General features: G+C 47.0%; 26 protein-coding genes. 24 read left to right on the top strand and 2 right to left on the bottom strand.

Annotated features, from left to right (window positions below):
* Positions 1-40: 40 nt before the first annotated feature.
* The 23 genes from F384_RS27740 to F384_RS27635 all read left to right on the top strand — a co-directional run bounded on the left by F384_RS27740 (position 41) and on the right by F384_RS27635 (position 21,897).
* Positions 41-1,294, top strand: coding sequence for a ParA family protein (locus F384_RS27740; RefSeq protein WP_046499454.1), 1,254 nt, complete (start codon positions 41-43; stop codon positions 1,292-1,294).
* Positions 1,291-2,295, top strand: coding sequence for a ParB family protein (locus F384_RS27735; RefSeq protein ID WP_046499452.1), 1,005 nt, complete (start codon positions 1,291-1,293; stop codon positions 2,293-2,295). The genes F384_RS27740 and F384_RS27735 overlap by 4 nt, the downstream gene beginning before the upstream one ends.
* 121 nt (positions 2,296-2,416) lie before the next feature.
* Positions 2,417-2,818, top strand: coding sequence for a hypothetical protein (locus tag F384_RS27730; protein WP_046499451.1), 402 nt, complete (start codon positions 2,417-2,419; stop codon positions 2,816-2,818).
* Between the two features lie 40 nt (positions 2,819-2,858).
* Positions 2,859-4,490 carry an AAA family ATPase gene (locus F384_RS27725; RefSeq protein WP_193388324.1) on the top strand — a complete coding sequence of 544 codons (1,632 nt, stop codon included), beginning with the start codon at positions 2,859-2,861 and terminating at the stop codon, positions 4,488-4,490.
* 426 nt (positions 4,491-4,916) lie between these two features.
* Complete coding sequence (locus F384_RS30210) at positions 4,917-5,090, top strand: hypothetical protein (protein WP_167337387.1); 174 nt, start codon at positions 4,917-4,919, stop codon at positions 5,088-5,090.
* A gap of 12 nt (positions 5,091-5,102) precedes the next feature.
* The gene (locus F384_RS27720) at positions 5,103-5,627 is read left to right on the top strand and encodes a hypothetical protein (protein WP_046499447.1); all 525 of its coding nucleotides are present in this window, start codon (positions 5,103-5,105) and stop codon (positions 5,625-5,627) included.
* Positions 5,624-6,373 (top strand): hypothetical protein, encoded by a 750-nt coding sequence (locus F384_RS27715; RefSeq protein ID WP_046499445.1) that lies wholly within the window; start codon positions 5,624-5,626, stop codon positions 6,371-6,373. Before F384_RS27720 ends, F384_RS27715 begins: the two co-directional genes overlap by 4 nt.
* A 21-nt stretch (positions 6,374-6,394) precedes the next feature.
* Positions 6,395-7,069: a hypothetical protein gene (locus tag F384_RS27710; protein WP_046499442.1), complete on the top strand. Its 675-nt coding sequence runs from the start codon at positions 6,395-6,397 to the stop codon at positions 7,067-7,069.
* 191 nt (positions 7,070-7,260) lie between these two features.
* Entirely contained in the window at positions 7,261-8,436 is a 1,176-nt protein-coding gene (locus F384_RS27705; RefSeq protein WP_046499440.1) for a ParB/RepB/Spo0J family partition protein, read from the top strand.
* Positions 8,437-8,620: 184 nt separating this feature from the next.
* Positions 8,621-9,130, top strand: coding sequence for a hypothetical protein (locus tag F384_RS27700; protein WP_226991686.1), 510 nt, complete (start codon positions 8,621-8,623; stop codon positions 9,128-9,130).
* The gene (locus F384_RS27695; RefSeq protein ID WP_046499435.1) at positions 9,127-9,495 is read left to right on the top strand and encodes a hypothetical protein; all 369 of its coding nucleotides are present in this window, start codon (positions 9,127-9,129) and stop codon (positions 9,493-9,495) included. Before F384_RS27700 ends, F384_RS27695 begins: the two co-directional genes overlap by 4 nt.
* 9 nt (positions 9,496-9,504) lie before the next feature.
* Positions 9,505-10,923, top strand: coding sequence for a replicative DNA helicase (gene dnaB, locus F384_RS27690; protein WP_046499424.1), 1,419 nt, complete (start codon positions 9,505-9,507; stop codon positions 10,921-10,923).
* A 122-nt stretch (positions 10,924-11,045) separates the two neighbouring features.
* Complete coding sequence (locus tag F384_RS27685; protein WP_046499421.1) at positions 11,046-11,246, top strand: hypothetical protein; 201 nt, start codon at positions 11,046-11,048, stop codon at positions 11,244-11,246.
* 126 nt (positions 11,247-11,372) lie between these two features.
* On the top strand, positions 11,373-11,726 hold the full coding sequence (locus F384_RS27680) for a hypothetical protein (RefSeq protein ID WP_046499419.1): 354 nt from the start codon (positions 11,373-11,375) through the stop codon (positions 11,724-11,726).
* 100 nt (positions 11,727-11,826) lie between these two features.
* Positions 11,827-14,262: a phosphoadenosine phosphosulfate reductase family protein gene (locus tag F384_RS27675; RefSeq protein ID WP_046499416.1), complete on the top strand. Its 2,436-nt coding sequence runs from the start codon at positions 11,827-11,829 to the stop codon at positions 14,260-14,262.
* A 23-nt stretch (positions 14,263-14,285) separates the two neighbouring features.
* Positions 14,286-14,660: a hypothetical protein gene (locus tag F384_RS27670; RefSeq protein ID WP_046499413.1), complete on the top strand. Its 375-nt coding sequence runs from the start codon at positions 14,286-14,288 to the stop codon at positions 14,658-14,660.
* A gap of 10 nt (positions 14,661-14,670) precedes the next feature.
* Entirely contained in the window at positions 14,671-15,018 is a 348-nt protein-coding gene (locus tag F384_RS27665; protein WP_046499411.1) for a hypothetical protein, read from the top strand.
* Between the two features lie 248 nt (positions 15,019-15,266).
* A complete protein-coding gene (locus F384_RS27660; RefSeq protein ID WP_046499408.1) occupies positions 15,267-15,617 on the top strand; it encodes a hypothetical protein in 351 nt (116 codons plus the stop codon).
* A gap of 32 nt (positions 15,618-15,649) precedes the next feature.
* Positions 15,650-15,949, top strand: coding sequence for a hypothetical protein (locus F384_RS27655; RefSeq protein ID WP_046499407.1), 300 nt, complete (start codon positions 15,650-15,652; stop codon positions 15,947-15,949).
* A complete protein-coding gene (locus tag F384_RS30595) occupies positions 15,949-17,319 on the top strand; it encodes a hypothetical protein (RefSeq protein WP_226991685.1) in 1,371 nt (456 codons plus the stop codon). The genes F384_RS27655 and F384_RS30595 overlap by 1 nt, the downstream gene beginning before the upstream one ends.
* 43 nt (positions 17,320-17,362) lie before the next feature.
* Complete coding sequence (locus tag F384_RS27645) at positions 17,363-18,022, top strand: hypothetical protein (protein WP_046499406.1); 660 nt, start codon at positions 17,363-17,365, stop codon at positions 18,020-18,022.
* A gap of 48 nt (positions 18,023-18,070) precedes the next feature.
* Positions 18,071-18,316 carry a hypothetical protein gene (locus F384_RS27640; RefSeq protein ID WP_046499405.1) on the top strand — a complete coding sequence of 82 codons (246 nt, stop codon included), beginning with the start codon at positions 18,071-18,073 and terminating at the stop codon, positions 18,314-18,316.
* A gap of 203 nt (positions 18,317-18,519) precedes the next feature.
* Positions 18,520-21,897: a hypothetical protein gene (locus F384_RS27635; protein ID WP_046499402.1), complete on the top strand. Its 3,378-nt coding sequence runs from the start codon at positions 18,520-18,522 to the stop codon at positions 21,895-21,897.
* A gap of 215 nt (positions 21,898-22,112) precedes the next feature.
* Here the strand turns inward: F384_RS27635 and F384_RS27630 are convergent, their stop codons facing one another.
* Together F384_RS27630 and F384_RS27625 are read right to left on the bottom strand one after the other, a co-directional pair.
* A complete protein-coding gene (locus F384_RS27630) occupies positions 22,113-22,436 on the bottom strand; it encodes a hypothetical protein (RefSeq protein ID WP_046499401.1) in 324 nt (107 codons plus the stop codon).
* A gap of 91 nt (positions 22,437-22,527) precedes the next feature.
* Positions 22,528-22,719: a hypothetical protein gene (locus F384_RS27625; protein ID WP_046499400.1), complete on the bottom strand. Its 192-nt coding sequence runs from the start codon at positions 22,717-22,719 to the stop codon at positions 22,528-22,530.
* A 143-nt stretch (positions 22,720-22,862) separates the two neighbouring features.
* Here F384_RS27625 and F384_RS27620 point away from each other — a divergent pair, with 143 nt between their 5' ends.
* The gene (locus tag F384_RS27620) at positions 22,863-23,387 is read left to right on the top strand and encodes a hypothetical protein (RefSeq protein WP_046499398.1); all 525 of its coding nucleotides are present in this window, start codon (positions 22,863-22,865) and stop codon (positions 23,385-23,387) included.
* The last annotated feature ends 9 nt before the right edge of the window (positions 23,388-23,396 follow it).

The following is a 23,396-nucleotide window of genomic DNA, read 5'->3' as shown; positions in this document are numbered from 1 at the left end:
GCGTTTAAATCCATACTTCAGGATTGAGGGTATAAAGAGAATGAATCTAATAGATAAAATTGCCCTTGTCGGGCAACGCATGAAGTCCGAACAAATTTCACTGAAAGAATCGTTAATGGCTTCATCCCGGGTATCTGTATCAGATGACAGTGTGGAGGGTGTGGATCGCCTGATCTATAACCACTGCCTGAATAAAAAAAATCTGTCCGATTTTTTCGGCAAGTCCCGAGTAACCTTCAATAAGATTCTTGCTGATCTCGAAGAGAAGCAGCTAGTGGGCCAGCCCATTTATCAGAACAAAAACCACCTTTATACTCGCTGGGATGTCCAGAATATAATGGATGCCCTCGGTTATCCACGCTATAGAGACTACTATCATAGCCGCGCTATCATTACTCAGAACCACAAAGGGGGGACGGGTAAAAGCACGAGTTCTGTGGCTCTGGCTGTTGCAGCTGCGCTTGATCTCCAGTTAAACGCCAGAGTTTTAGTGGTTGAATGGGATCCGCAAGGTTCTATTGGTAGCGGTATGATTCAAAGCGTCTCTGAAGATGACGTATTCTTGACTGCTATCGACGCTATCCTGGGCGTATATGAAGATGATTCAGAATATAAAAAATATCTCGACATGGGCTACTCTGAAGCGGAAATCATTGAGAATATGCCGTTCTCAACCCACCTGCCGAATCTGGATGTAATTACTGCGTTCCCTACCGATGCAAGATTCAAAGATAAATACTGGCAATGTAATAAAGAAGATCGCACCGCGTTGTTGCTGCGATTCAAAGAAGTGATTATGCCAGTCCTGAAAGCTAAGTATGACCTTATAATCTTCGATACCCCTCCTGAAGATTCACCAATTATCTGGGCCGCAGACGAAGCCGCAGACGGTATTCTTGTCGCGGTGTCTCCGCGAGAATACGACTATGCATCAACAACTGATTTCATGCTGACGATCAGTGAGCGATTCCGCCAGTCCCCAAATAAAGGGGAAAATATTAAGTGGTTTAAAGTTCTGGCCGTTAACGTTGATGATAAAAGCCCATACGAAAAAATTGTCCTCGATAAGTTAATTCGTACCGTTCAAGACCTGTTTATGGCAACCAACATCAAAAACTCTGAAGCATTCAAAGCAGCTGCGTCACGAGGTAGGTCAGTTCTCGATATTAAAAAATCGGAAGAGTTGTGTTCGCCAAAACAACTGGATATAGCCGAAGAATCAGTAATGGCCGTATACCAGCAGTTTATTAATGAGATTAAAAGTTTTTCAGCGAAGGAAGGAGTTAACGCGTGAGTGATGAACAGCATATCGGAAACGATAAATCCCGTTATCTAAATGCGCCAAAGCGAACCGATGTAGGCCACCGTTCCGGGTTGGCTAACCTTAAAACGCCTCCTCGCATGAAGAAACTTTTTACCCTTCATAACGGGCGTAAAATGGAAGCTGAGCACGTCACGGTAGCGGCGGAAAATGTCGCTACAGAGACCGCCGTTCACCCAATGAACCCGCGAAATCAGGAAGCACTGAGCATAAACGCAGTACGCGATATCCTGGAACAAATTGAGTCAAGGGGTGTTGATACTGAGGGTGTTGCCGTCAAACGCGACGGTGTATACCTGCTTATTGAAGGTAGCCGCAGACGCTTTTGTTGCATTGAGGCTCAAAAAGATCTGCCACTATGGGTTCTGCCGGATGAGCTATCACCGGAGGACATTAAGGCAATCATTACCGCAGCGCAAACGTCACGCAGATTTTCCTACCGCGAAGTTGGACTTCAATATCTGGAACTAATGCAGGAGAACGGCTTCACTAAAAATGAAGAGCTCGCCCTCTTCCTTGGCATCAGCCATGTATCAGTCTTCAAGCGCATTCAGGCAGCTCGCATCGACGGTTCGTTGATTGCACTGTTCCCGGATTATGAAGGGATCCCAAATTCCTTCTATAGCCGGTTGTCCAAACTTCAGAAATATGTAGAAAGCAATCTTTTCATTCTTGAAGATGTAGTTGATAAGGTGAAAGATGAAACTGCTAATCTGGACATCAGTGATATCCCGGAAGCGCAGAAAATTGTCATGGAGAAGATCACGAAGGCGGTTGAATTACTCGCTGAAAAGCCACCGGCAAAAAGTTGGGAAACCCGTGATCTGGCTAATTTTGCCAATAAGGACAAATACGCCCGTATCAGCAAAAATGCATCAGGCCGTAAAGTTCGCTTTGAATTTAACCGAATGAGTACCGAGCTCATGGCAGAAATTGAAGCATTCATTACGGATAAACTGAGTAGCGAAAAATAACAATTCGCCATTGCTTGATTATCGAAACTGCACCTTATGGTGCAGTTTTTTTTGCCTGTAAACCTATTCGTCAGGAGGGGACATCGGTTGATAATAGAAAAAAACAGACTATGAGGTTGTTATGTTTGCGGAAAAAATTGTCACCCTGTTTTCAAATGACGCATTAAAGCGTTTCACGATTCTTGAGGCTTACGCCGAGCTAAAACGTCAGGGTACTTTTAGCGTTTTCCTGTCGTTCATCGATCCTCGTACTAATTGTCTCGTAGAGGGCAACTTTCAATTCTACCCAAACCCGGTTAAGACCTACTCAAACATGGGAGTATGCTATCTCACTGAACACCTTGGGCTAACGTTAAAAATCCCAAGCTCTATGGAATGGTGGGCCACACATGAAAAGTCAACATTTCATAACCAAGACATCACCTATCTGAAGGAGGGTGAATACGTAAAGGCAACCATTAAACTGGAAATAGGCTCACGGATCAGAGTTCCTAATGCGTTCGAAGTTACTCCTTCCATGTGAACATAAGGCATATCAAAGTAAATTTCAGACGAGGACGGCTATGGCACTCACGATAAAAACAGAAACACTAAAAGCTACCACAAGCCCAACATTTGAGGCTTTACGTAATCGTTATAGCCACCGTAGTTCTGACGATGAGATTGCCGTCGATCCGCTATGTTTATCGCGGGATGATCTGAATGAGCTTTTGCAGGCATGTCGTGGTGATGGAGAGTCAAAAAATCGACGAGCTCTTGAATCGATCATCACTGCACTGGAAGGTGATTTCAATAAGCCTGTCAGCAGTTTTCCGGCATTCGGTCGTGTGTTACTACAATATCTGAAGTCAAATCGAATTGATGGCTGGATATACCGACGCGGTCATGACGGCAACCTGTACCCCGGTCTTGTTACAGCAATAAAAGAAGTAAAATCAGAAAAAAACTCTGACCGTCCCCCATCACTATTGGTACAAATCAGCTGGTATGGGTTCGGCGAATATTCGCACTCCAAAAAGGTTTACGGAACCCAGCTTACCGCCCTGAATTTCGAGCCTAATGAGGTGGCGCGGCGCAGTGTCGCTAAGACACTGGCCGACCGTGATATCTATCATGAAACGCATGAGCTGAAACAAGAGTACCTGGAACAACTCACGCGGTTTAAGGAAGTGGTCGACGGGCAATTTGGCAATCAGTTTAAAGCAACCGGCAGGGCTGTCAGAATGGAATCGTATAGCTACAGCGACCGGAATCTGGAAATAGCAGGGCATAAACTGATTCACGATTTGCCTGATAGTGAGTGCGATGCCTACGGTGCAGAAGTGGAGTCGCCTCTTTTTGAAGATGACCAGTTTGGTCTTTTACCCGAAATTCCTGTGCAGCGTTATTTTGATCTCTCGCTGCAAGACTTTATCTGGATACATGCCAATAACGTAGAACCATACAAGTATGATAAAGAACTGCCAAAAAAGATGGTTTTGCCGGAAGACCACCGTGATTTACTCGATATACTGACCACGGATATCAGCGCTTTCACCAGCGATATTGTCGAAGGGAAAAGCGCGGGTAACATCATCATGTGCGTGGGCGCACCCGGACTTGGGAAGACATTAACTGCTGAAGTGTATGCAGAGGTCATTGAACGGCCCCTGTACTCAATTCACGCTGGCGCACTGGGAACCAACGCCGATGACATTGAGAAAAATCTGCGGACGATTCTGACCCGGGCTAAACGCTGGAACTGTGTCCTGCTTCTGGACGAAGCCGATGTGTTTGTCATGCAGCGTGGAGCATCACTGACTCAAAATGCCATCGTTGCGGAGTTCCTCCGTACACTGGAGTATTTCGATGGGTTGATGTTCATGACAAGCAACCGGGGTAATGACATCGACGAGGCTATCATACCAAGATGCGCGGCAATCATTCACTATGATGTGCCGGAGAAATCAGATGCTCAAAAGATCTGGAAGATTATGGGTGAGAATTTTGGCGTGAACATTCCTGATGAACTGGTCAGATCACTTGTAAGCACTTACCCTGAACTTCCACCACGTGACATCAAGATGTTACTAAGACTCGCATTGCGAATGAGCGTGAAAGAGCAGGGGAGTGGTAGCATCCCGACACTGGATATTGTGCGGAAATGCGCGATGTTTCGTGGGATAGAACGAAAGGGCAAAGATAAAGCCCTATGATAACGATGCCGGGTTCGCCCGGCATACAACCTGCTGGCCCAGCCCCAAGCAATCCGAGTTCTTCAGCAAAAGCAGCAGCGTGTCGGAAATAACTGTGTTATAACAACTCAGGTGATCACGATGAGAAGTTGATAACAATGTTTAAGCTAAGCCCCATAAGAAAAAAACAAACAAGCTGCATAAACTCCTTAATAACGGCTATCGTTTCGTTATCATGCATGACGATGAAATTATTGAACCCTTCCGCTACGAGATTGAAGCCAGACGAAAACTATTCTTTGGCAGAAAGCTCATTTCCATTCCCGACCTCATCGACTCAATCACTGATAGTGTAAAAACCCCAGCAAAACGGACTCCTTAACTATTCGTCACCCAATTAACCCAGGCTATGATGAATATTCATTATCTGGTTTAAGGGTGATCTTCATGAAACCGTTTGGGATTTTCTATTCAGTAGATGGCTGCACCTGCTCGCTGTGCCGCTCACGTGGCTATCGTAAAAACAATGCATACGATAGTTCTCTTCGTGTAAGCAAGCACCGCGCCCGTCAGCAGGCAAAACGTGAAATTCGCAAAGCTGTATCCAGCTTCGAAAATTAAGAAGAGCTTCTGATGAATAAGCCGAAAGACGATGATATCAGCAGTGGGGAAGTGCTGCGAATACCACTCAACCAAAATATTCTAACCGTATTGGAACAGGATAAAAATAAACTTTTTTCTGAGTTCCTTGGCCCCCTAACTAAAAATTCAATAAATAAGCCGACATTCCGCGAGATTATGAATTGGGAGTCGCTGAATATACTCACACTACCGCCTTCATACGGCTTGTTTGAAATAACCAAGCTTGCTGAATTATTGAAAAGCCTTTCCGGGCGTGAATTATCATCATTGGATGAAACTGAGCTGCGGGAGCTGGCCTGGTTTACTCGTGTTGGAATGCGATCTGGCCTTGCTGTTGTAATCAAGCAAGTTCATCAATCGGCTGAATTCAATGAGCGTATGAAACGCGCAAAAACAATAGAAGAACTGGTAGCTGCATACCGTCAGGGGGCAGGGGAGATTGATATCATCCGTTTTGGTATTGAGGACATGGGGACAAGTAAAGTAAGCCTTATTAATTATCTGGAATCGCCATGACTCCACGTCAAATTATCCGCTCACATATTGCAGCTGAGAGAGCACTCCCACGAGGAACGCTAATCTGGTTATTCTACGAGAATGCCGATGATTTAATCAGCCTGAGTGAAGTGGGCGATAATCTTGAAAGGTGGCATCAACGAGTTGGATCACCTGAAGAAATTCAGGTGATACTGGATATGCCTGATGACGATTCAGAAGCCTGGCTATTCAGCCCAACAAAATTATTCTCCCCACGAGTGAAAACACCCGTTCTGACAGCCAGAGATAAAGCTGTAGCTCGCTATGGCATTTCTCGAATCGTAACAGCAGAGAAAGTTGCTTTCCTGTACTCCAGCCACCTTATGCATCTCTATCGTCAGTTTTATGGTTTCACCGGCCCCGAGCCTGAAGTTCGAGTTAACTGGAATGCCAAAAATTCATGGGGCGGCGGGCGGGCGATTACAATTTCACCATCGTCCATTTATCCTGACAGTGATACACCGCGCTACCGCTACCATGAATATGCACATATAGAGCAGAATAAGGACATCGGAGCGTTTTATTCAATCAATCAGCTGGATCATATCAAAGGCGTTGTAGCACATGAACTAGCGCATTTTTGCCAGCGTCATACTGGGAAAAATAATTTTAAATATGGTTTTCCGGTACTCCCTGAAAAAAATTACAGAACGGCACATGGTGATGGATGGCAGTTTTTGTATGCATTTTTCAGAGCTGAATTAAATAAAAGAATCTACAGATAGACACTCTAAGAGGAATACCAGATGTACTTCATCCTTATTTTTCTATTTACGTTTGTATCACTCTCCGTATGGATTTATCAATCCAGTGAGATAATTTATCCTCGCCCGGGTTACCGTGACCACTATTCATTCATATTTATAGTTATAATGATGTTTACGGTTTTCATGATATCGATGCCTGTGACGGCTGATTTTATGCAATTTATGTTTGTTGAACAAATCAACAGGTATCATGGTTTGACTTCCTATATGCAATCTATTTCCGTTTGGTCAACTGGAGCAGGCGGATTGTTGGCTATCTTATTCTCAGTTCTGACAGGGAAGTATCTTAAGCAAAAACGCCTGAGCTACAACATCCTAAACCTAAGCTTCATGATCGTAAGCCTCTTAGCTGGCGTAGTCGCCGTTACCAGTGCGTATAAACACCTGACGTTCTTCAGTGGGGATAAAGCCGGTGTGCTTTCTTACCAGATGATCCCAGCTATTAATGATATCGACTGTAATCAGCCGGTACTTCTCGTGAAATGGGAACCCGACTCAAAAGAGCCAACTGCATGGCGATGCCCTGCTGGCGTTGTATTAAACGACAAAACCTCAAGTCCGTTCATCCCGTGGGGTTCATACACGGAAGGTAAGAGTTCAAAGCTGAGTGAAGTGATGGCAATTTTGATGAAAAATGCAGTCAAAATAGAATAACGTCGCCATCTAAACTCTGACAACTCGTGCCAAAGCCTTGTAATCACTGGATTGCAGGGCTTTTTTGTTAAAGAGAAAAAAAAGAGACATTTTGTCCCCAAATACGCTTCGTCACCTGTACGGGGTGTGTTTAACTGGATTTACAGCAAGCAACGAACCTCGCGACACAATAACTAAAGCGGAGAAACACCATGAACACCGACGTTAAAGCTATCTTCGAACAAAGCCGTACCCTGGAAAATCTGGAAGGCGCTGCGGTACTGATGCGCGGCTTAGACAAAGCGCCATCCTCCCTGCGAGCACTGAGCGATTTCGTAACCAAGGCGCGTAAAAGCGGCAATACGGAACAGTTCGAAGAAGCCGATATCGGACGTAACAACGTCTTTGCGGTGAGCCCGTACTGGTTGTTTGTGGAAGAAGGACTGAACCTCCGCGACGTAAACTATGACCGTGCGGTAATGTTCAAACACGCATATCTGGAACGTCCGCATTCCGTTCCTTCCATCCGCGTTAAACCAGTGGTTGTGGAAGGCGTAACCCGACTGAAGATCATTGATGGCCACCACCGTTTTGCTGGTCTGATGATGGCGATTGCTGAGGGCGCGAGCTTCCAGAAAATCACCGTCGAGGAATTTGAAGGCGGCAAGGACGAAGAAGTCTACAACATGATCGAGAGCGCCAACTCGCTTCAGTTGAAGATGGTGGAACGCGCTGAAGGCTTCAAGCGCCTGATTGGCTGGGGTCATACCATTGAGTCGGTTGCTCAGCGTCTGGGTGTCTCTCTGGTCACCGTTCGCCGTAGCATCGTGCTGGCAAACGCTGACTTCAGCATCAAGATGCTGGTGAAGGAAGACAAGGTATCTGGTGACGTTGCCGTTGACGTTATTAACGAATGCCAGGGCACTGACCGCGACCCGTATGAAGTTCTGATGGAATCCCTGAAAAAGGCAGAAGGAGCAGGGAAAACCCGCGTCACTGCTAAATTTGTGAACTCGAAGAAAAAGACTGGCCTGAAACCAAAAGTTATTCGTAAAACTTTCGACAGCCTGTTACCGACTCTGAGCCAGCTGCGCGACCAGATCCCGCCGCAGCCGGAAGGTGAGCATGAAAATCAGATCGAGATTACGGAAACCGTGCCGGAAGAAGTCGTCTTACGCCTGACTCCTGAAATGGCCCGTACTCTGATGGCTACCTTGGCTGAACTGGAATCAGCAAAAATTGCAGAAGATGCTGAAGCTAACGGTGACAGCGACGGTGATGGTGCTGAAAACAACGGCAGTGTTGACGATGCAACTGATGCCGATTCCAACGGCGCTAATCAGCAGAATGGTGAAACTGAAGATACTCAGCTGCACCCGGTGTACTAACCCCCCGGCAGGTCTTTAACAGACCTGCATAAAATTCCTTTTCATTCTGATGGGCCGGATAAACCGGCTCATATTTTTGCACATATAAATGGCCGCATTTTGCTGTCTTAAATTTTTCGATGACAGACAGGAGCGCATTAAAATATCAAGGTTATAGACTTTTTGGATAGCAATGGGGGTCGCGTTGAATATTCAGAGTAATTATATCGAGCTGCAAAATTGGCTCGAAAAGGCAAAAAGTATTTATTCCTCCGCAGGATGCCCACACGAAAGAGTTGATGATGGCATTTTAAAAATCTCAATGCAGGTAGCGGCTATTCGAAAAACAAATCCAGATATGCTGCATGAATTTCTTCAGGAGTTAATTACTGAGTTCAAGGGTTATAAACTCATTCAGTGTCGATTCAATAAATCCAATTATGAGTATTTCGTTATGCCCCCGGAAATTCAGGTTCTGATCGGTGGTCTTATGGATAAAGCTTCAGAGGGGATAATGCTGGCTTCTATCTGCCACATGCTACAGGTAGATACGTTGTCCGAACTTCTTAGTCTTATTCCAACGGGTATGCCTGACACCGACGTGCTGGATTCCCTATGGCGAGACCAGAAGACACCCGCAGGTCTGAACCTGCTTGACGACTTCGTCCTTCTGGACGCCGTTGCGCTGGCGAATAAACGGGGAATTACCGCATGAATGTACCGGCGTTGATTAATAACCTCTGTGTGACCGTTATCGCCGGGCAGGTGCTGGAAGCAAAAGCACTAGAGCATCATGAACGTCGTACAGCTGGTCGATTTTGCCGAAAAACCCTTTCTGTCCATGCTGTACAGCGCAAGCCCGGAGCGGAGTTTCTGGCGCGACTGAAAGTCAATTATGCCCGTGCCAACCTGACAAACTGTGCCCCGGGTACAGTAGCCGAACTGAGGCTGGTGGGCCGTTGCGATGAAGCGAATGAGCTCTCTGAAGCAATTCTAAAAGCAATAGCAACCAGTTACCCGGAGCTGGTATCAGAATGCGCACGACAATTGCAAAAACAAAAGCTATTCCAGAACCTCTGAGGCCAACTTATGACTATGGCGGACATCCCGTTTACCGAAGCAGGTGAGACAAAGCAAAAAACTGAATACGGCTTAAAGACTCCTCCGCAATCGATAGAAGCGGAGCAGTCCGTACTGGGCGGGTTAATGCTTGATAACCAGAGATGGGATGATGTGGCAGAAATCATTAGCGAGCAGGATTTTAGTTCTCGCCCGCACCGCTCAATTTTCTCTGCAATGAGATCACTCGTTGCAAATCAGTTCCCGATTGATTTAATAACCCTCGCTGAACACATCGAGAATGAGGGAGAAGGTAAGCTGGATAGTCTTGGCGGTTTCGCCTATCTGGCAGAACTGTCAAAAAATACCCCCAGCGCGGCGAATATAATTGCCTATGCGCAAATCGTCCGGGAACGTGCCGTAATCCGGGAAATGATAAAGGTCGCCAACGAAATAACTGAGGCTGGTTACAACCCGGAAGGTAGAACCAGTGACGAGTTGCTTGATCTCGCAGAAAGCCGGATTTTCCAGATTGCAGAGCAACGGGGTGATAAGAGCAGCGGGCCAGAGAACATCGGCAGTATCCTGGACAGAACCGTAAACAAGATTGAAGCGTTGTTCCAGCGTCCCCATGATGGAGTCACTGGGGTCGATACCGGCTACGTAGACGTGAATAAGAAGACTGCCGGTCTCCAGCCCTCGGATTTAATTATTATCGCTGCCAGACCCTCGATGGGGAAAACCACATTTGCAATGAACATCTGCGAGAATGTGTCGCTGACAAACGATAAGCCTGTCATGATTTTCAGCCTGGAAATGCCTACTGATCAGCTTATGATGCGCTCCCTTGCATCGCTATCCCGTGTTAACCAGACCAGTATCCGTACAGGGCAGCTCGATGACGAGGACTGGGCCCGGTTATCCGGCACAATGAGTCTGCTGCTGGAAAAAAAGAACATTTACATTGATGACAGTTCCGGCCTGACACCGATGGACGTTCGCACCCGGGCGCGGCGATTGTCCCGCGAACATGGTGGACTTAGCCTCATTATGATCGACTACCTTCAGTTGATGCGTGTTCCGTCGCTGTCTGACAACAGAACGCTGGAAATTGCTGAAATCTCCCGCTCTCTGAAAGCGCTGGCGAAAGAGCTGAATGTACCGGTAATCGCTTTATCGCAACTAAACCGCTCGCTTGAACAACGTGCCGATAAACGTCCGGTAAACTCAGACTTGCGAGAGTCAGGTTCCATTGAGCAGGATGCTGATCTGATCATGTTTATTTACCGTGATGAGGTCTATCACGAAAATAGCGATATGAAAGGCATAGCTGAAATTATCATAGGTAAACAGCGCAACGGGCCTATCGGGACAGTACGTCTTACATTTAATGGTCAATGGTCTCGATTTGATAATTATGGTGGCCCTGAGTATCATGATGACGACTAACCATAAAAACAACTGACCTTATCCATATATTTAATTTAAGGTTATCGACTGATTAACTTCGTCAGCTGGTTAACCCGATAGATAATGGTTCTACGGACAGCAACCTTTTATACAGGTGTAAAATGAGAACGCTACTCTCAGCTTTATTATTCGTTGTTTCATGGAATGCGCTGGCTCAGGATGATGGGAATAGTTCTGATAAAAAACAGACGGCAACGGCAACTATTCAAATATCGATCACAATTTTACCCGAACCGGTTAAACCAAAGATCACCAAAGAACAGGTGAGCGACACGCTAACCGTCATTTCTTATGAATGGTAGCGTCCAGACTACCTACGAATAAGCCAGCGTCGGAGAAGAAAAGTATCTTTCTGAACAGCACTTCGTCAGCCGATTGCCTCGTGATTTAATAAGTAAATAAACCGAACAACATCCACGAGGTGTTTTATGACCAATGAAGTTCAGAACAATGCATCCGCACCTGAAGAGTTAATCACGCGTATATCGCAGGTCATTAAACGCGAAGATGGTTCTGAAGTGAAGATTACAGCTCAGGCAGCGTTCGGTGCAGGATTAACTCGCTCTATCGATGTGTATGTTCTTCGTCGGGATAACCCTGATTCAAACTGGCAAGGTTGCAATAACCGACCTAAAGCTGGATGGCGGGATATGTCTGTAGATGAATATATCCGTGAAGGGCGCTCTGAAATGCTCAAGGCAGTTACACCAGGAGAAATACTTAAGCTTACGAATGCCATTGGTAAACCAATGAGCTTTATTGATGAATTATTTCCGTCCTGATTAATAAAAAAGTTATTAAATAATACCGCTGGTCTTATTCGTCAGCTGGTACACGCATGTTTAAATAAATATACAAATCGAATAAATAAACAGGTGAACCATGCAACAGGTAATCGACTTTGGCACATCGGAACCGACCATTTCCCCAATTCTTACCGGAGATAAATGGGACACGGTCTGGCAAACACTGGCTAACGATGAAGACCTGAATTATGTCGATGCCAGCTCTGGTACGAGCATGGCCAACCTGATCACCACCGGCACAAACGCCATTTATAAAGCGCTTACTGACGGCTGGACAATGAGCCTAGCGTATTCTTCAGGAAAGGACTCTGAGTGCGTTCTTCACCTCTTCCTGATGGCGCTGGTAAGGGCTACCCGCAATGGCACAAACATCAGCCAGCATCACTATGTTATCCATACCGACACGGGCATCGAGAATCCTGCCGTCCGCTGGCTGGCAGACACAAAGCTCGCCGAACTTGAGGCTTTCGTTGAAAAGCACCAGTTACCGCTGAGCATTGTAATTGGTAAGCCAGGACTGACATCTGGCTGGACAGGCCGCATCCTTTCAGGGCGAGGATTGCCAACATTTTCAAACAGTTCCGCCAGGCAGTGTTCGATCGATTTGAAGGTCGACCCTGCACGTCGGGCCCGCGCCGAGTACATGCGAGGACTGCCTAAAGCCGTTCGTCAGCGCGTTTGTCTGCTACTGGGTTCCCGTGATGCAGAGAGTACCACCCGTGCCATGAACATCGAAAAAAAAGGCGGGAGCGCTGAAGCCGTTAAACAGACAAAAGAGGGCGGTGAGCTCTATCCGATCCGTCACTGGCATCAGGGGAACGTATGGGAATTCCTGCTATCGTCCGGGGAAGAGGCTCGTTTTTCGCTGCCAAGTTATCTTCCTAACAATAACGAAACTGCTGAGCTCTACAAAGAGGCTACGGGCGAATGTGTCTGGACGGGTTCTGAAAAAGCAAAAAGCGCCTGTGGTTCACGATTTGGCTGTTACCTTTGCCAGGCTGTAGGGCTCGACCGCTCAATGGAAAACCTGCTGAATGCCGACCCCGAGAAATATGGCTATATGGCTATCCTGAACCGGCTTCAGCGTTTCATTGCCAAACGCCGTTATGCCTGGGAAGACCGCCATCCAGTGGGCCGCACGGTATACGAAGGTGGGTATATTAAGATCCAGCCAGATGTATACTCGCCGAAATTTCTGGAACGTCTGTTGCACATCTGCTGTAGCGCCGACTACGTTGAGCAGCAACGCGCTGATGATGTTGCCGAGAAGCTCGCTTACGGCTTGTTGGAAGATAATGCGCATAACCGTCGCATGTCCCGGCCCCAGTTCCGCATTGTCAGCGAAGAAGCCGTTGTGCATGTCGATTTCATGTGGGCTTTCCATCATTTCAATGACAAGCCTTTTAGGGCGCTGGAGATCTACCACCGCGTCTGGGCCCACGGCGAGCTGGATCTGTTGGCTGATGAACCGGCGATGCCTGTAGTCCCTCAATCCCCAATCCCTAAACCTGTCTGGCTGAAGGTGGGGAAATTTGGCGATGACTCACTGTTTGATGGGCTGGCTGATCCTGTTGCGGAAATGACCTATTTCGACGGCGGAGATGACGAACGCGCCGCACGTGTTATCAAGACAAAAGACGGCCTCCGCCGTGTTGTCAGTTTCAGCGAAGAAAATGAAGTTACCGTGGACGAAGAGTCTGCAAGCTTTGTGTTATGGGTGGAATATCCACGCCTTAAATCTGCAATAGAGAGCGGGGAGTACACCGCTGGGAGCGCGGCGCAGTTCTACCTGCGTTTCGGCACGGTATCTCTATGCAAAGGTAAGTCAGCCTTGTATCACAAAATGATGCAGCGTGGTCAAACCTACCATCGACTCGGCCTGACCGGATTCCAGACGATGGAAGGGATCGCAGCCCGAAAAGACCTTCGCATTCTCTCGACCGAGAAATACCAGCATGTTCTGAAAAGAACGCTGGAGGCCCGGATTATTCGTTTTAAATGGTGGGCTAACCTCGCTTTCACAATCCAGTACCACATGACCCGCATGACAGAATTTGGGTTCTGGCTGCACCGCGTCTTACGTCAGGAAAACCATAACGAGCTTATGGACGAGAAATCTCTGTGCAAAAACAGCCTGGAAACTGTCCTGATCAACCAGACCAATGCCTGGTGTCTTGTGATGAGCGATATGGGCAACAAACCTGATACATCAAATGCTCTGCGCCGCTACTGGAGAAAGGAGCGGGCCCGTGCTTTCGCACACTGTGCTTCAGTACCGGAAGTCCTTAAATCGCTGGTGGCTCGTGAGATGTTCAATATTTATCGACGTGCTCTTTATGAACTCAATAGCCATAAAGAGTTGAGCCTTGGCCTGACACACATACAGGAACTGGCAACTCAGAACGCGGACGCGTTAAGGATCCATATCAAAATAATGATGCGGTTAATCAGGCAGTGGCAATTGTCAGGTTTAACAAGCATTGGTCAGAGTGAATTTTGTGAGGCAGCTTAACTGCCTGTAATAAAGGAAAAATAATGAAAATCATGCTTTCACTCGGTTCTGAGGCTATTACGGCAGTAGCATCCATGTTGTTGCTATGCAGCCAGGCTAATGGCAGTAACGGGGACAGGCCTTTACGGCTCAACGAACCTGTTCAGGTTACTATCGAACAGGTGATGTATCGCATTGCAAATGATAACCAGAATAACGCTATGAAAATGCGTGAAAACCCAGTGCTATTTTCGGGTCATGCCGGAATCAGTGTGGAGCTCAGTGATTTTCCGTCTGGGTCAAAATCTGTGCCCGCACCCGGAACTACCGTAATGCTGCGTACCGCTTTGTCTGGTCAGGCAGAGGTCTGTTATCAGCAGCACTGCTACTCAGCCGAAGTGACCGCGTACAACGAATAGAGGTCTAACTATGGCAGACAGAACTGATGGTATGAAAGTAAGAGCACTGATTAAGCAGTTGTCCGGTATGCCGCACGGCGTTAACCCATTAAACGTTCCTCAGCAGCTTAAGAAAACCGTATGCCTGGCAAAGGGTATAGTGGAAACATGGGATAGTTTTCCATCCGATAACAACTTTGCGATTGGACTGGAAAACGCAGCAGCAATATCACACCTGGCGATAAGCCTCCTGCAAGAAAGGGAAGCACTGTATCGGCAGTTGGCATCTCTTGGATTAGAGCCAGAGAAAATGAAGCATCCTGTCGAAACCATCCCGATGGAAACGCTTTTAAAAAGCCTTCCAGTGAGGAAAAAGTAACTTTCTGGCATTTTTTTCGCTGTAAGAAAACACATTTATTGGCGCTCAATATCAGTGATATTCTAAACATGTAAACCAAACTAATTCATTATTCCTTAAATTTAAGCACATTTTGTCTTCTTTTAAATTTCGTCGCAGGTTTAATGCAGTTAATAATGTTACTCACGGATTAATTGTTAAAACAATACAGAGCCTAATCAGGTTATACGGGTTTTGTAATTGCTATCATTAAAGTCACGAGGCAAACCATGAGTGCATACGTCGAACAGGTATTTAATGATGTTGAAAAAATGCGTGGCAAAGTTCTGGCCGACCGGTTCCGTATGGCATTCAAAAAAATCCAGCTGGTGAAGAACGATGACTCAGACGTGGCCTACAACCTGAAGCAACAGGAAAACCTAGCCGCTGTCACTGAACTTCAGAATGCTGGTGGTTTCATTGCCTGGGACATCAAGGTCACTAAGTATAGCAACACATCCACTCAGGTTGAGCTGCGGCATAAAGCAGATGGTGTACTGGTATGGCGCGATTTTACCTTCGTAAGCGATTTTGTATTCGAACTCGCTAAAAACGTTGTCTATTCAAAAGAGACGATCTGAATTCAATTTTTGCATTAATAACCGGTGGGAAAATGGAGCAACTGACACCTGCAAAACTCGACTCGATGATTGCCGAGACAACAACGGAACTGCGGTATGCGCAGAGGGCACTTATCAGCCCAAGCCGAGCTGATGCGATGGAAAGGAAAGCATCCCGATTACTCAGCATATTATTAGAACTGAAGGCACTGAGAAATAAAAGCCCTCAAAATATCATCCTTCCCCAACCTGCGTGTTGCCTTGCAGATCATAATTATCCTGCTTATTCCAGAGCTCAGGTTGTTGCAATACTAGAGTCTCTTGGTCATAAAATTATTGAAGAGAAAAATTAATGCGCCAGACAAAAATCGTAAATATATTCTATGCCAGTGCTGAAGAGCTTAAGTTAGGCATTAACGAGATGGATTCTGAGATTACGACCGCTTTGCAGAACGGCAATATGGAAGCCGTCAAAAAAGCAACGTTACTTAAAAGCACCATGATTAGCCTGCTGGACAACAAACAGAAGGGCGAACTGGTTCAGGAAACGTGTACGTCAGGCAAAAAGGCCGATTCATCGGTAGAAATAACGGACGCAATGGCCTACGCGTTCCACGCGGCATCTGGTGACGGTGCAATTGGTTCCGATGATGTCGAAGAGATAAAGTGTGGTCTGCGGGCAGTTATCAATGGGAGTGGCCTCTCGAATCATCTCGTCAAAATCCCATCTGGTTTACACGATGCAACCGCTCAGCTTGTGGTTAACTTCGCCTCTGAGATGGCGGGTAAGCTGTACCGGGCTCAGGAGAAGTATGGACGTGGGGCTGATTGGGCAAAATCAGACTGGAAGGATGAATGCCTCAAAGAGCTCCACCGACACCTTTCAAAAGGTGACCCACGCGATGTAGCGGCCTACTGCATGTTTTTGTGGTATCACGGTTGGCTGACCCGTAGCGAACTACCTGCAACAGCGGGGATCAGCGAAAGAGTGCTGTTCGATAGCTTTATGAAAGATGATTACTCTCCTGATTCAAGTGGTTCAGTATCAGAGGAGGAAGAAAGGGTCTTTCTTGAGGTGCTCTTTCACATATGGCAAGGCCGAGCCGCAGTTCAGAATGGATTAACCCAGCAGGAAATGGATATCATAATGAAGCATCGGGAACTGCAATATTCAGTCCCTGCTATTAACCGATTAAGTGAAGGTGAGACGAATTTACCCGATAGCAATGCAAGTGGTAATTTAAAAATAAGTCAGCCAACAGGATTACTTTGCGAGAGCTCGTTAGTTCAGATTCGGATTAACATACCGATTACGAGCGGAAATAGCGAAGCAGAAATCGCCTCCAAACTACACTTTTTGTCATCACGTCTGAAAGATTCGAATCTGGCACTTACGAATAATTCAGTTGTTTGGAGTTTTATTAAGGAAATAGGGGATCCTTATACTCTGAGCTATAGCCATTGTCATACCCGCCCCGGGTTCTTTCCTGCCGACTCCGTCAATGACACGGCAGAGCAGGTGATAAATGCCTCAACGACAATCAGATTTAATTCCCATGAATTTGTATTGTTGGTTCAAGCAGAATTATCAGTCTCTTCAGAGGTTCTGGCCGCATTTATCAGCGCTGCTGCAAATTCTGTTTTATCGGGTGAAACGTCTGGCATGAAAGTCAACAAACTCGATGGCTACGCATTTATGATGTTGCCCAGGCATAATCTGTAGTCAACGCCTCAAATTCTAACGGGTATTCAGAAAGGAGAATATTATGATCGCTCTCAAATACCCTCCATACCCATCGCCCTACTGGTTCCGGGGGGAAAAAGATAAAACGGGTGTGGTTACCGAGGTTGGGACGGTTTATGTAGAAGCGACAAAGGATAACCTGCTGCTGGTGGAGGGTAGACTCCCTCCGGTAGGTACAACCTTGTTTCTTACACCTGACCGGTTCGATATTAAAGCTGAAACTGAGAAAGACAGCCGGGCCCGGCGAGAGGAACAGGCCAGACAACGTCTGGCCCGGCAAGTGGAAGAACAAAAGCAAAAGGCCGCACTCGATATGAAACTGATGCGCCAGGCGCAAGAGCGAAATGCTCGCCTGTATCTTCCGGTACGCTGGACAAGTGGGTTCAAATCAGTGATCTCCGGGCTGACGGTGAACAGTAGCGGCAACGGTATAAACCGCCGAACCGTGATTCACGTGCTTTTACTAGAGGACATACGTGATGGGCGCCTGGTCAGAAATGAAGGTGATTTTCTTTGCACCGCCGCTGGTGGAAGTAACGGCAAGCTTTGGGTTAACCCAGCCACCCATAGTGATGGTGAGCACGGGCCTTACGTATGTGAAATAACGTGTAAGCAGTGTATTAAGGCTGCTCTGCGTTGGCAGGATAAGAGTAAGGCCGTCTCACCGGAATGTGTTCCGTAGGTATCAGACGAACCGATTACCACGCTATAGAGAGAGGGGACAGTGAATATGCAAGTTGCCAAAAACAAATACGCCGTTCTGGACAGTGCGATCATGAAAATACTCGGCAAGGAGCCGGTTCCATTTTCACTGATAATGCTTCCAGACGTAGCTGGTGAGTGTTCCCGGCTCGCAGATGAGGAGAAGAATAAGCCGATACCATTCCGCATTCTTGACCGGCGGCTACAGGCGCTAAGAAAGGCTGGTACAATTCAGTACGTGACCGGCAAAGGCTGGGTAAACCCTCTTTCCTGATCACTCGCAATTCGTACTGCATCTTCCTTTTCGTGAAAGGCAACTCTTCGTTGCCTTTCATCCCCCAGAGCTATTCGTCACCAGCCCCCCCAACGATAAAATCAAAGTATCACAAACAATATGTCCCCCATTAAAGCCATTAGAAACACCATGTCCTAGTACAATAGCGGCAACATGGCTAAAGCCGGGGGAAGGAGAACAGAATGACGGGTATCGTGCGCATTGAACAACCGGTAGAGCGAATTGAACGTTTCCATTCTCTTCAAGGCGGTCAGTACTGGCGGGCAATTGAAGCCATTGCTGAAGAAAACATTGCCGTTTCCGAAGTGCTGCTGATTGAATCGCTGCGTTGGGTCGACAACAAGCTGCATACGGTCATTCTGCGCACCCACCCATCAAAACATGGCCAACACATTCGGTTTGAATATACCGATGATTCTGGCCGCATTTGTGTCACTACCCGTAGCTTTACCCAGCACCGATTTTTGTTTGATGACTTCGTCAACAAATTCGCCTTTGCTGCTGACTCGAAAGAAGTCCGGGAAAGTGAAGTTCAGGCCTGCCAGCAGTTGGCTCAGAAGCTGACCGTTGAACTTTCCGAGGCGATGACAAACCCTGAACGAATGAAAGAGATCATTGCGGAACGCCTTGAAAAAGAGCAGGCAGAAAACAGTGAGAACAAACCCAATACGCTACCCGCGACGATTGACCAGTACACAAACCTCGCCACCGGCCCGTTAGAAAATGCGCTGACATCCGGTGTCAGTGAGGAAAGCATTAAGGGAATGATGGAAGCAGCTCGGCATGGACATAAACTGGCCGTCATACAATCTGAATGGCTACAAGGTAAAAATAACGAAATTACCAATGCCGTTCAGGCCGTCGTACCCTATTACCAGGAAATGGCTGCGGCGCAGCTAGCCGCATTCGAAGAGAGCAGAGAGAACGTTGAATCGCTGATGAAAGGGATTGCGTCTCTGGATCTTTTCATCGGCAAAGATGTTGTCGTCAACACGATAATCAAAGGCAATTCAGCTCCGAGCGACATACCACTGACATTTGTCCAGAAAAAGCTACTGATGGATGAAGAGCTCGCCGTCTATCTGGATCTGGGTGACTGGTTCGATTTCACCAAAGCAGATTTATTCGACCAGGCACTGCAAAAACACCCGGGCCTAATCGAGCAGATTTTTCCAACCCAACGTTGCGTACTGGTTATGGCTGTCACCAGACGGCACGTCAATTATCAGGATCCGTGGGAGGCTGCGGCCAAAGACTTTCAAAACAGATGTGTCTTCCTGCTGGTACGCGACGGCGAAAATATTTACCAGGTATACAGCCCGGTTGAATCTCATCTGGGCGCTCATACGCTGTTCCCTGAACGTAACGAGCAGGACGCGCTTTTTCGCGGTTATGACGGTTCTCGCATCACCTTCCGCGATGTAGCTTACACTGACCGGCTGCGGGCGCATGAGAAGATGGCGCTGCACTATAAACGTTTCCTGATCCTTTGCTGCGGGCTCGACCAGCGTGAACACCTGTTTGGCGAATTCTACGACCGCAGAAGTAACATTAATTTCATCTCGATGGACTTCCAGGAGAAATATTGCCGATTTATTCATGACGCAGATGGAACCGGTCTGTTGAGTGACCCGGAGTCCGAGAAAAGGCCATCGCTGGAGTCCTACATCAAGCAGGCTAACCAGCACCTGCGTTCTGGTTCACGCGTCTTTTGTGAGTGGAGACAGGTCGTTAATCCGGTTACAGCACCCGGGGCGGCTAAGGATGACTCAGGTAATGGCTACCGGGGACATTCATTCACGGTTGATTTCGTTAAAAGCCGTAGTACCAGCGTGGCATACCAGAAGAATGAAGAGATCTACGTTGATGTGCCAGTCGTTCAGCACACCTACAGCCGTAATGCGAAGTCAGACAAACGAGAATTCAATGCCAAGGTATGCCTCTCAAAATTCAGAACCTCTGATCAAATTGGCTATCTTTGCCTGGACACGGTGAAATCCGCCGATCTGGAATATTACATTCACAACCGGCGTATCCGGGTTAACCATCTTTATTACATCCGTCTCTTCAAAGAACTCGCGGCACTGCTGAAACTGGAAGAAGCGCATGAAGAACAATACCGAAGCAAAATGCTGGCGGCTTTAAACGCCGGGAACATCGGTGACAAAAATGACCGGGTTGCGGTTGTAGATAAAACGATTCAGACGTGGCGCTGCGCAAACCGTGGTGCATCCCTCCAAAACGGTCTGGAAGATGAGAAGCAATGGAAAGCGCTCCTTGCCATGATGGATTTAATTGCATGGCGAGGTCTTGCAAGCATTCCGCAAATTGAAAGCTACTGTGAGCAACTTGGAAACTCTCCTCTACGGCTTGTGGTAATGCCAAACGGCAAACTGGGCCTGTATGTAGCCCCACGAGCTGAAGATCGAAACGATGCAGCTGAGAAACACAAATGGGCTGTACGTGTGGTTTTGAGTCTGACGCGTACCGGTGTGAAAGAGGTATCTCGCTCATGGGCTCTGGTTAACGAACTGAGCGTATCTGAATGCACCCTCAAAGAATGGCCGCTGGTGGATGAGTGGAAAGGGTTAAAGTCTGTTTTTGAAAGCTACGACCGGAAACTTAAAGCTCTGGCAGACATTGAACAGGGCCGTGAGACTCTCAAGCGTCTGAATCCCATCAACCAGGAAGGTCTGAGCGAACTGGCAGAATTGTGGATAAATGCTTTTGAAGAAATGAACTTTTACCGACCGACTGGCGGAATAGTTCAAAAGCCAATAATGATGATCCCGATTGGTCTTATTGTTGACCGTGAGGAATGGTCATACTTGTATCTTGGTACGCGCGGTTCTGCGGTAGAGTATATCTATCAGAATCTGAATGATGAGGCACTCAAGGCCCGGGTAGCCCACCGTCTGATTTCAAATTACGAGGTAAAAGAGGGTAAGCTCGATAATCTTGCCAATAAGAAAACAAGTCTGGGTCTTTTTTGCACAAAACAGCGCCCGGACATGGCCCCTTTTAGCGCAGACCGAAACATAGAAACATATGGGCCTGATTTCGGCGTTAACCATGCTGTGCTTACACATATGGTGTCGTTTAAATCGCAGATAGCGCTGATTCAGCAAGAGGCAGATCGCGGCTTACACCGTCGCTTCACGATAGCCAGCAACCTGGTCGGTTCAGCCGGGGAGTTGCTTATCGATCAACTGCTCGGCGATGCGGCGCGTGATGCTGATGAGCCGGTAGATATTCTGGAGGTGGTTATTTACCCAGCTCCAAACGGTGAACCAGGCGCGAAGCTGAAGAAGAATGGTGAGAAATTCTGGCATAAGCACTGGTGTGATTTGTGTAAGCCAGGAACCGATGAAAGCCTGGTACTCTCCCATATTCACGCGCCGGATCACGTCATTACGCGGACTTCGTTCAGTTCCAAAGAAGATGCCATTCTCTTCGTGCTAAATACGATGCCGCAGGCCAGAAAATACGAAAAGGATTTCTTCCGCGACAATGATTTCGATGTACCCGATGGGATTATTGAACGGTGGATTAATCGTTAATCATATGCAGTATGAACAAGACAAAAGCCCGCTTTAGCCGTTGCAAGCGGGCTTTTTACTTCTTCGCGTTACAGCTGTGGCATCACATACAAAACGGAACAGCGTAGTGCCGGGGCGAAGAACGGGATAGGCACGAGGTGGTGATAATATTGCTATTCATATGGGGTATGAATAAGAAACGGCCCACTTGCGAATAGTAAGTGGGCCGTTGAGGATCAGGCATAAGACTCAGACAGAGCAGTAGCGGCTTCAAGCGCCGGTTCAAGCGACAGGCTGTTGTCGCTGATAACATCCCATCCCTCATTGCCGTAAACAAAATGAACGTAGCCTGCACGTTCAGTTTCTTCAGGACGGTAAGCATAGAGGTAGTCTTCATCAGTAGAGAACATTGCTTCAACAATACGTTCTACGTCCGTAGAGCGCTTCAGCACAATCTCTTCTGAGTCGAAAACCGAGATGCTATATCCTGCTTCAATCAACCCGGTTGCTGCTGCCCGGACAATTTCCTGCTCAATACGTTGCCGCTGATCTACGTTCATGCCTGCTGCTCCTCGATGGGAAGTGAAGTCGAATACACGAGAAAGCATGAACTATAGTTCACATATAATCAATTAAAAAGGGAAGTATACTTCACTTATTTTTGAGCTTTTTTAATACTGGTAGTCCTGCAAGTGCATCGTTCCAATGCTGCTCGCGTTCCTCATTACCTGAAATATTACTTATCCACCTTTCGGACTTGCCCCAGCGCTGCGCCAGAGCCAGCCGTGTCCAGCCTTTGCGTTTTATTTCTGCTTTAAATTCATCGCTGGTGGGTTTGTACATAGCATTGTCCACGTGAACTATAATTCACCTGATAGTACGGTATGGCGAGTGAAGTCACAATGGGATATCGACGGGCATCGTCCGTTCCCGCACACGGGCCAGTGCGCCGGGCTATACTGTGTCAAAAATGCGGGGGACACATTATGTTTGAACGTTTAAGCAGGTTTTTCGCTGGTGCAGCAAAACATGAGAGGGCGGAGCCGCCAGTTTCTATATCTAAGCCTGTTACACTTGAGGACGATAACTCCCCATCGGCTATCGAGCATGACAAAAAAATAGTCCATGACAGCAGGGTATTTATACATAGATCACTTAGCATTATACTTATGGCTTACTCACCCGAATTGTTCAAAAAAGCCATCAATCACGACATATCTCTGGGCTATATATATGGTTATATCATAGCGGCAATAAGTGACGACGAAGCGCTTAGTAAAGCATCGGAAAATCGTCAATGGGATGTTATCACTGCCTATTATCGAAGTTTAATTGATCATGCCGCTGAAGGTTACTACGAGAAAACGGTAAATGCGATGGATAATTTCCATTTCAAAAATTCTCAACGAGTTGCTGCTATGGATTATCACAAAAACAAGCTAAATCCAGATGGAGATAATCATCACTTACGATTTTTAATGACCGAAATAATTGAAAATCGAGTTAAATAAAGAAGTACG

The sequence above is a fragment of the Citrobacter amalonaticus Y19 genome (assembly GCF_000981805.1).
In the GTDB taxonomy this organism is placed as follows: Bacteria; Pseudomonadota; Gammaproteobacteria; order Enterobacterales; family Enterobacteriaceae; genus Citrobacter_A; species Citrobacter_A amalonaticus_C.
Note: the sequence above shows the minus strand (reverse complement) of the source record. Positions and strands in the feature narration are given on the sequence as shown.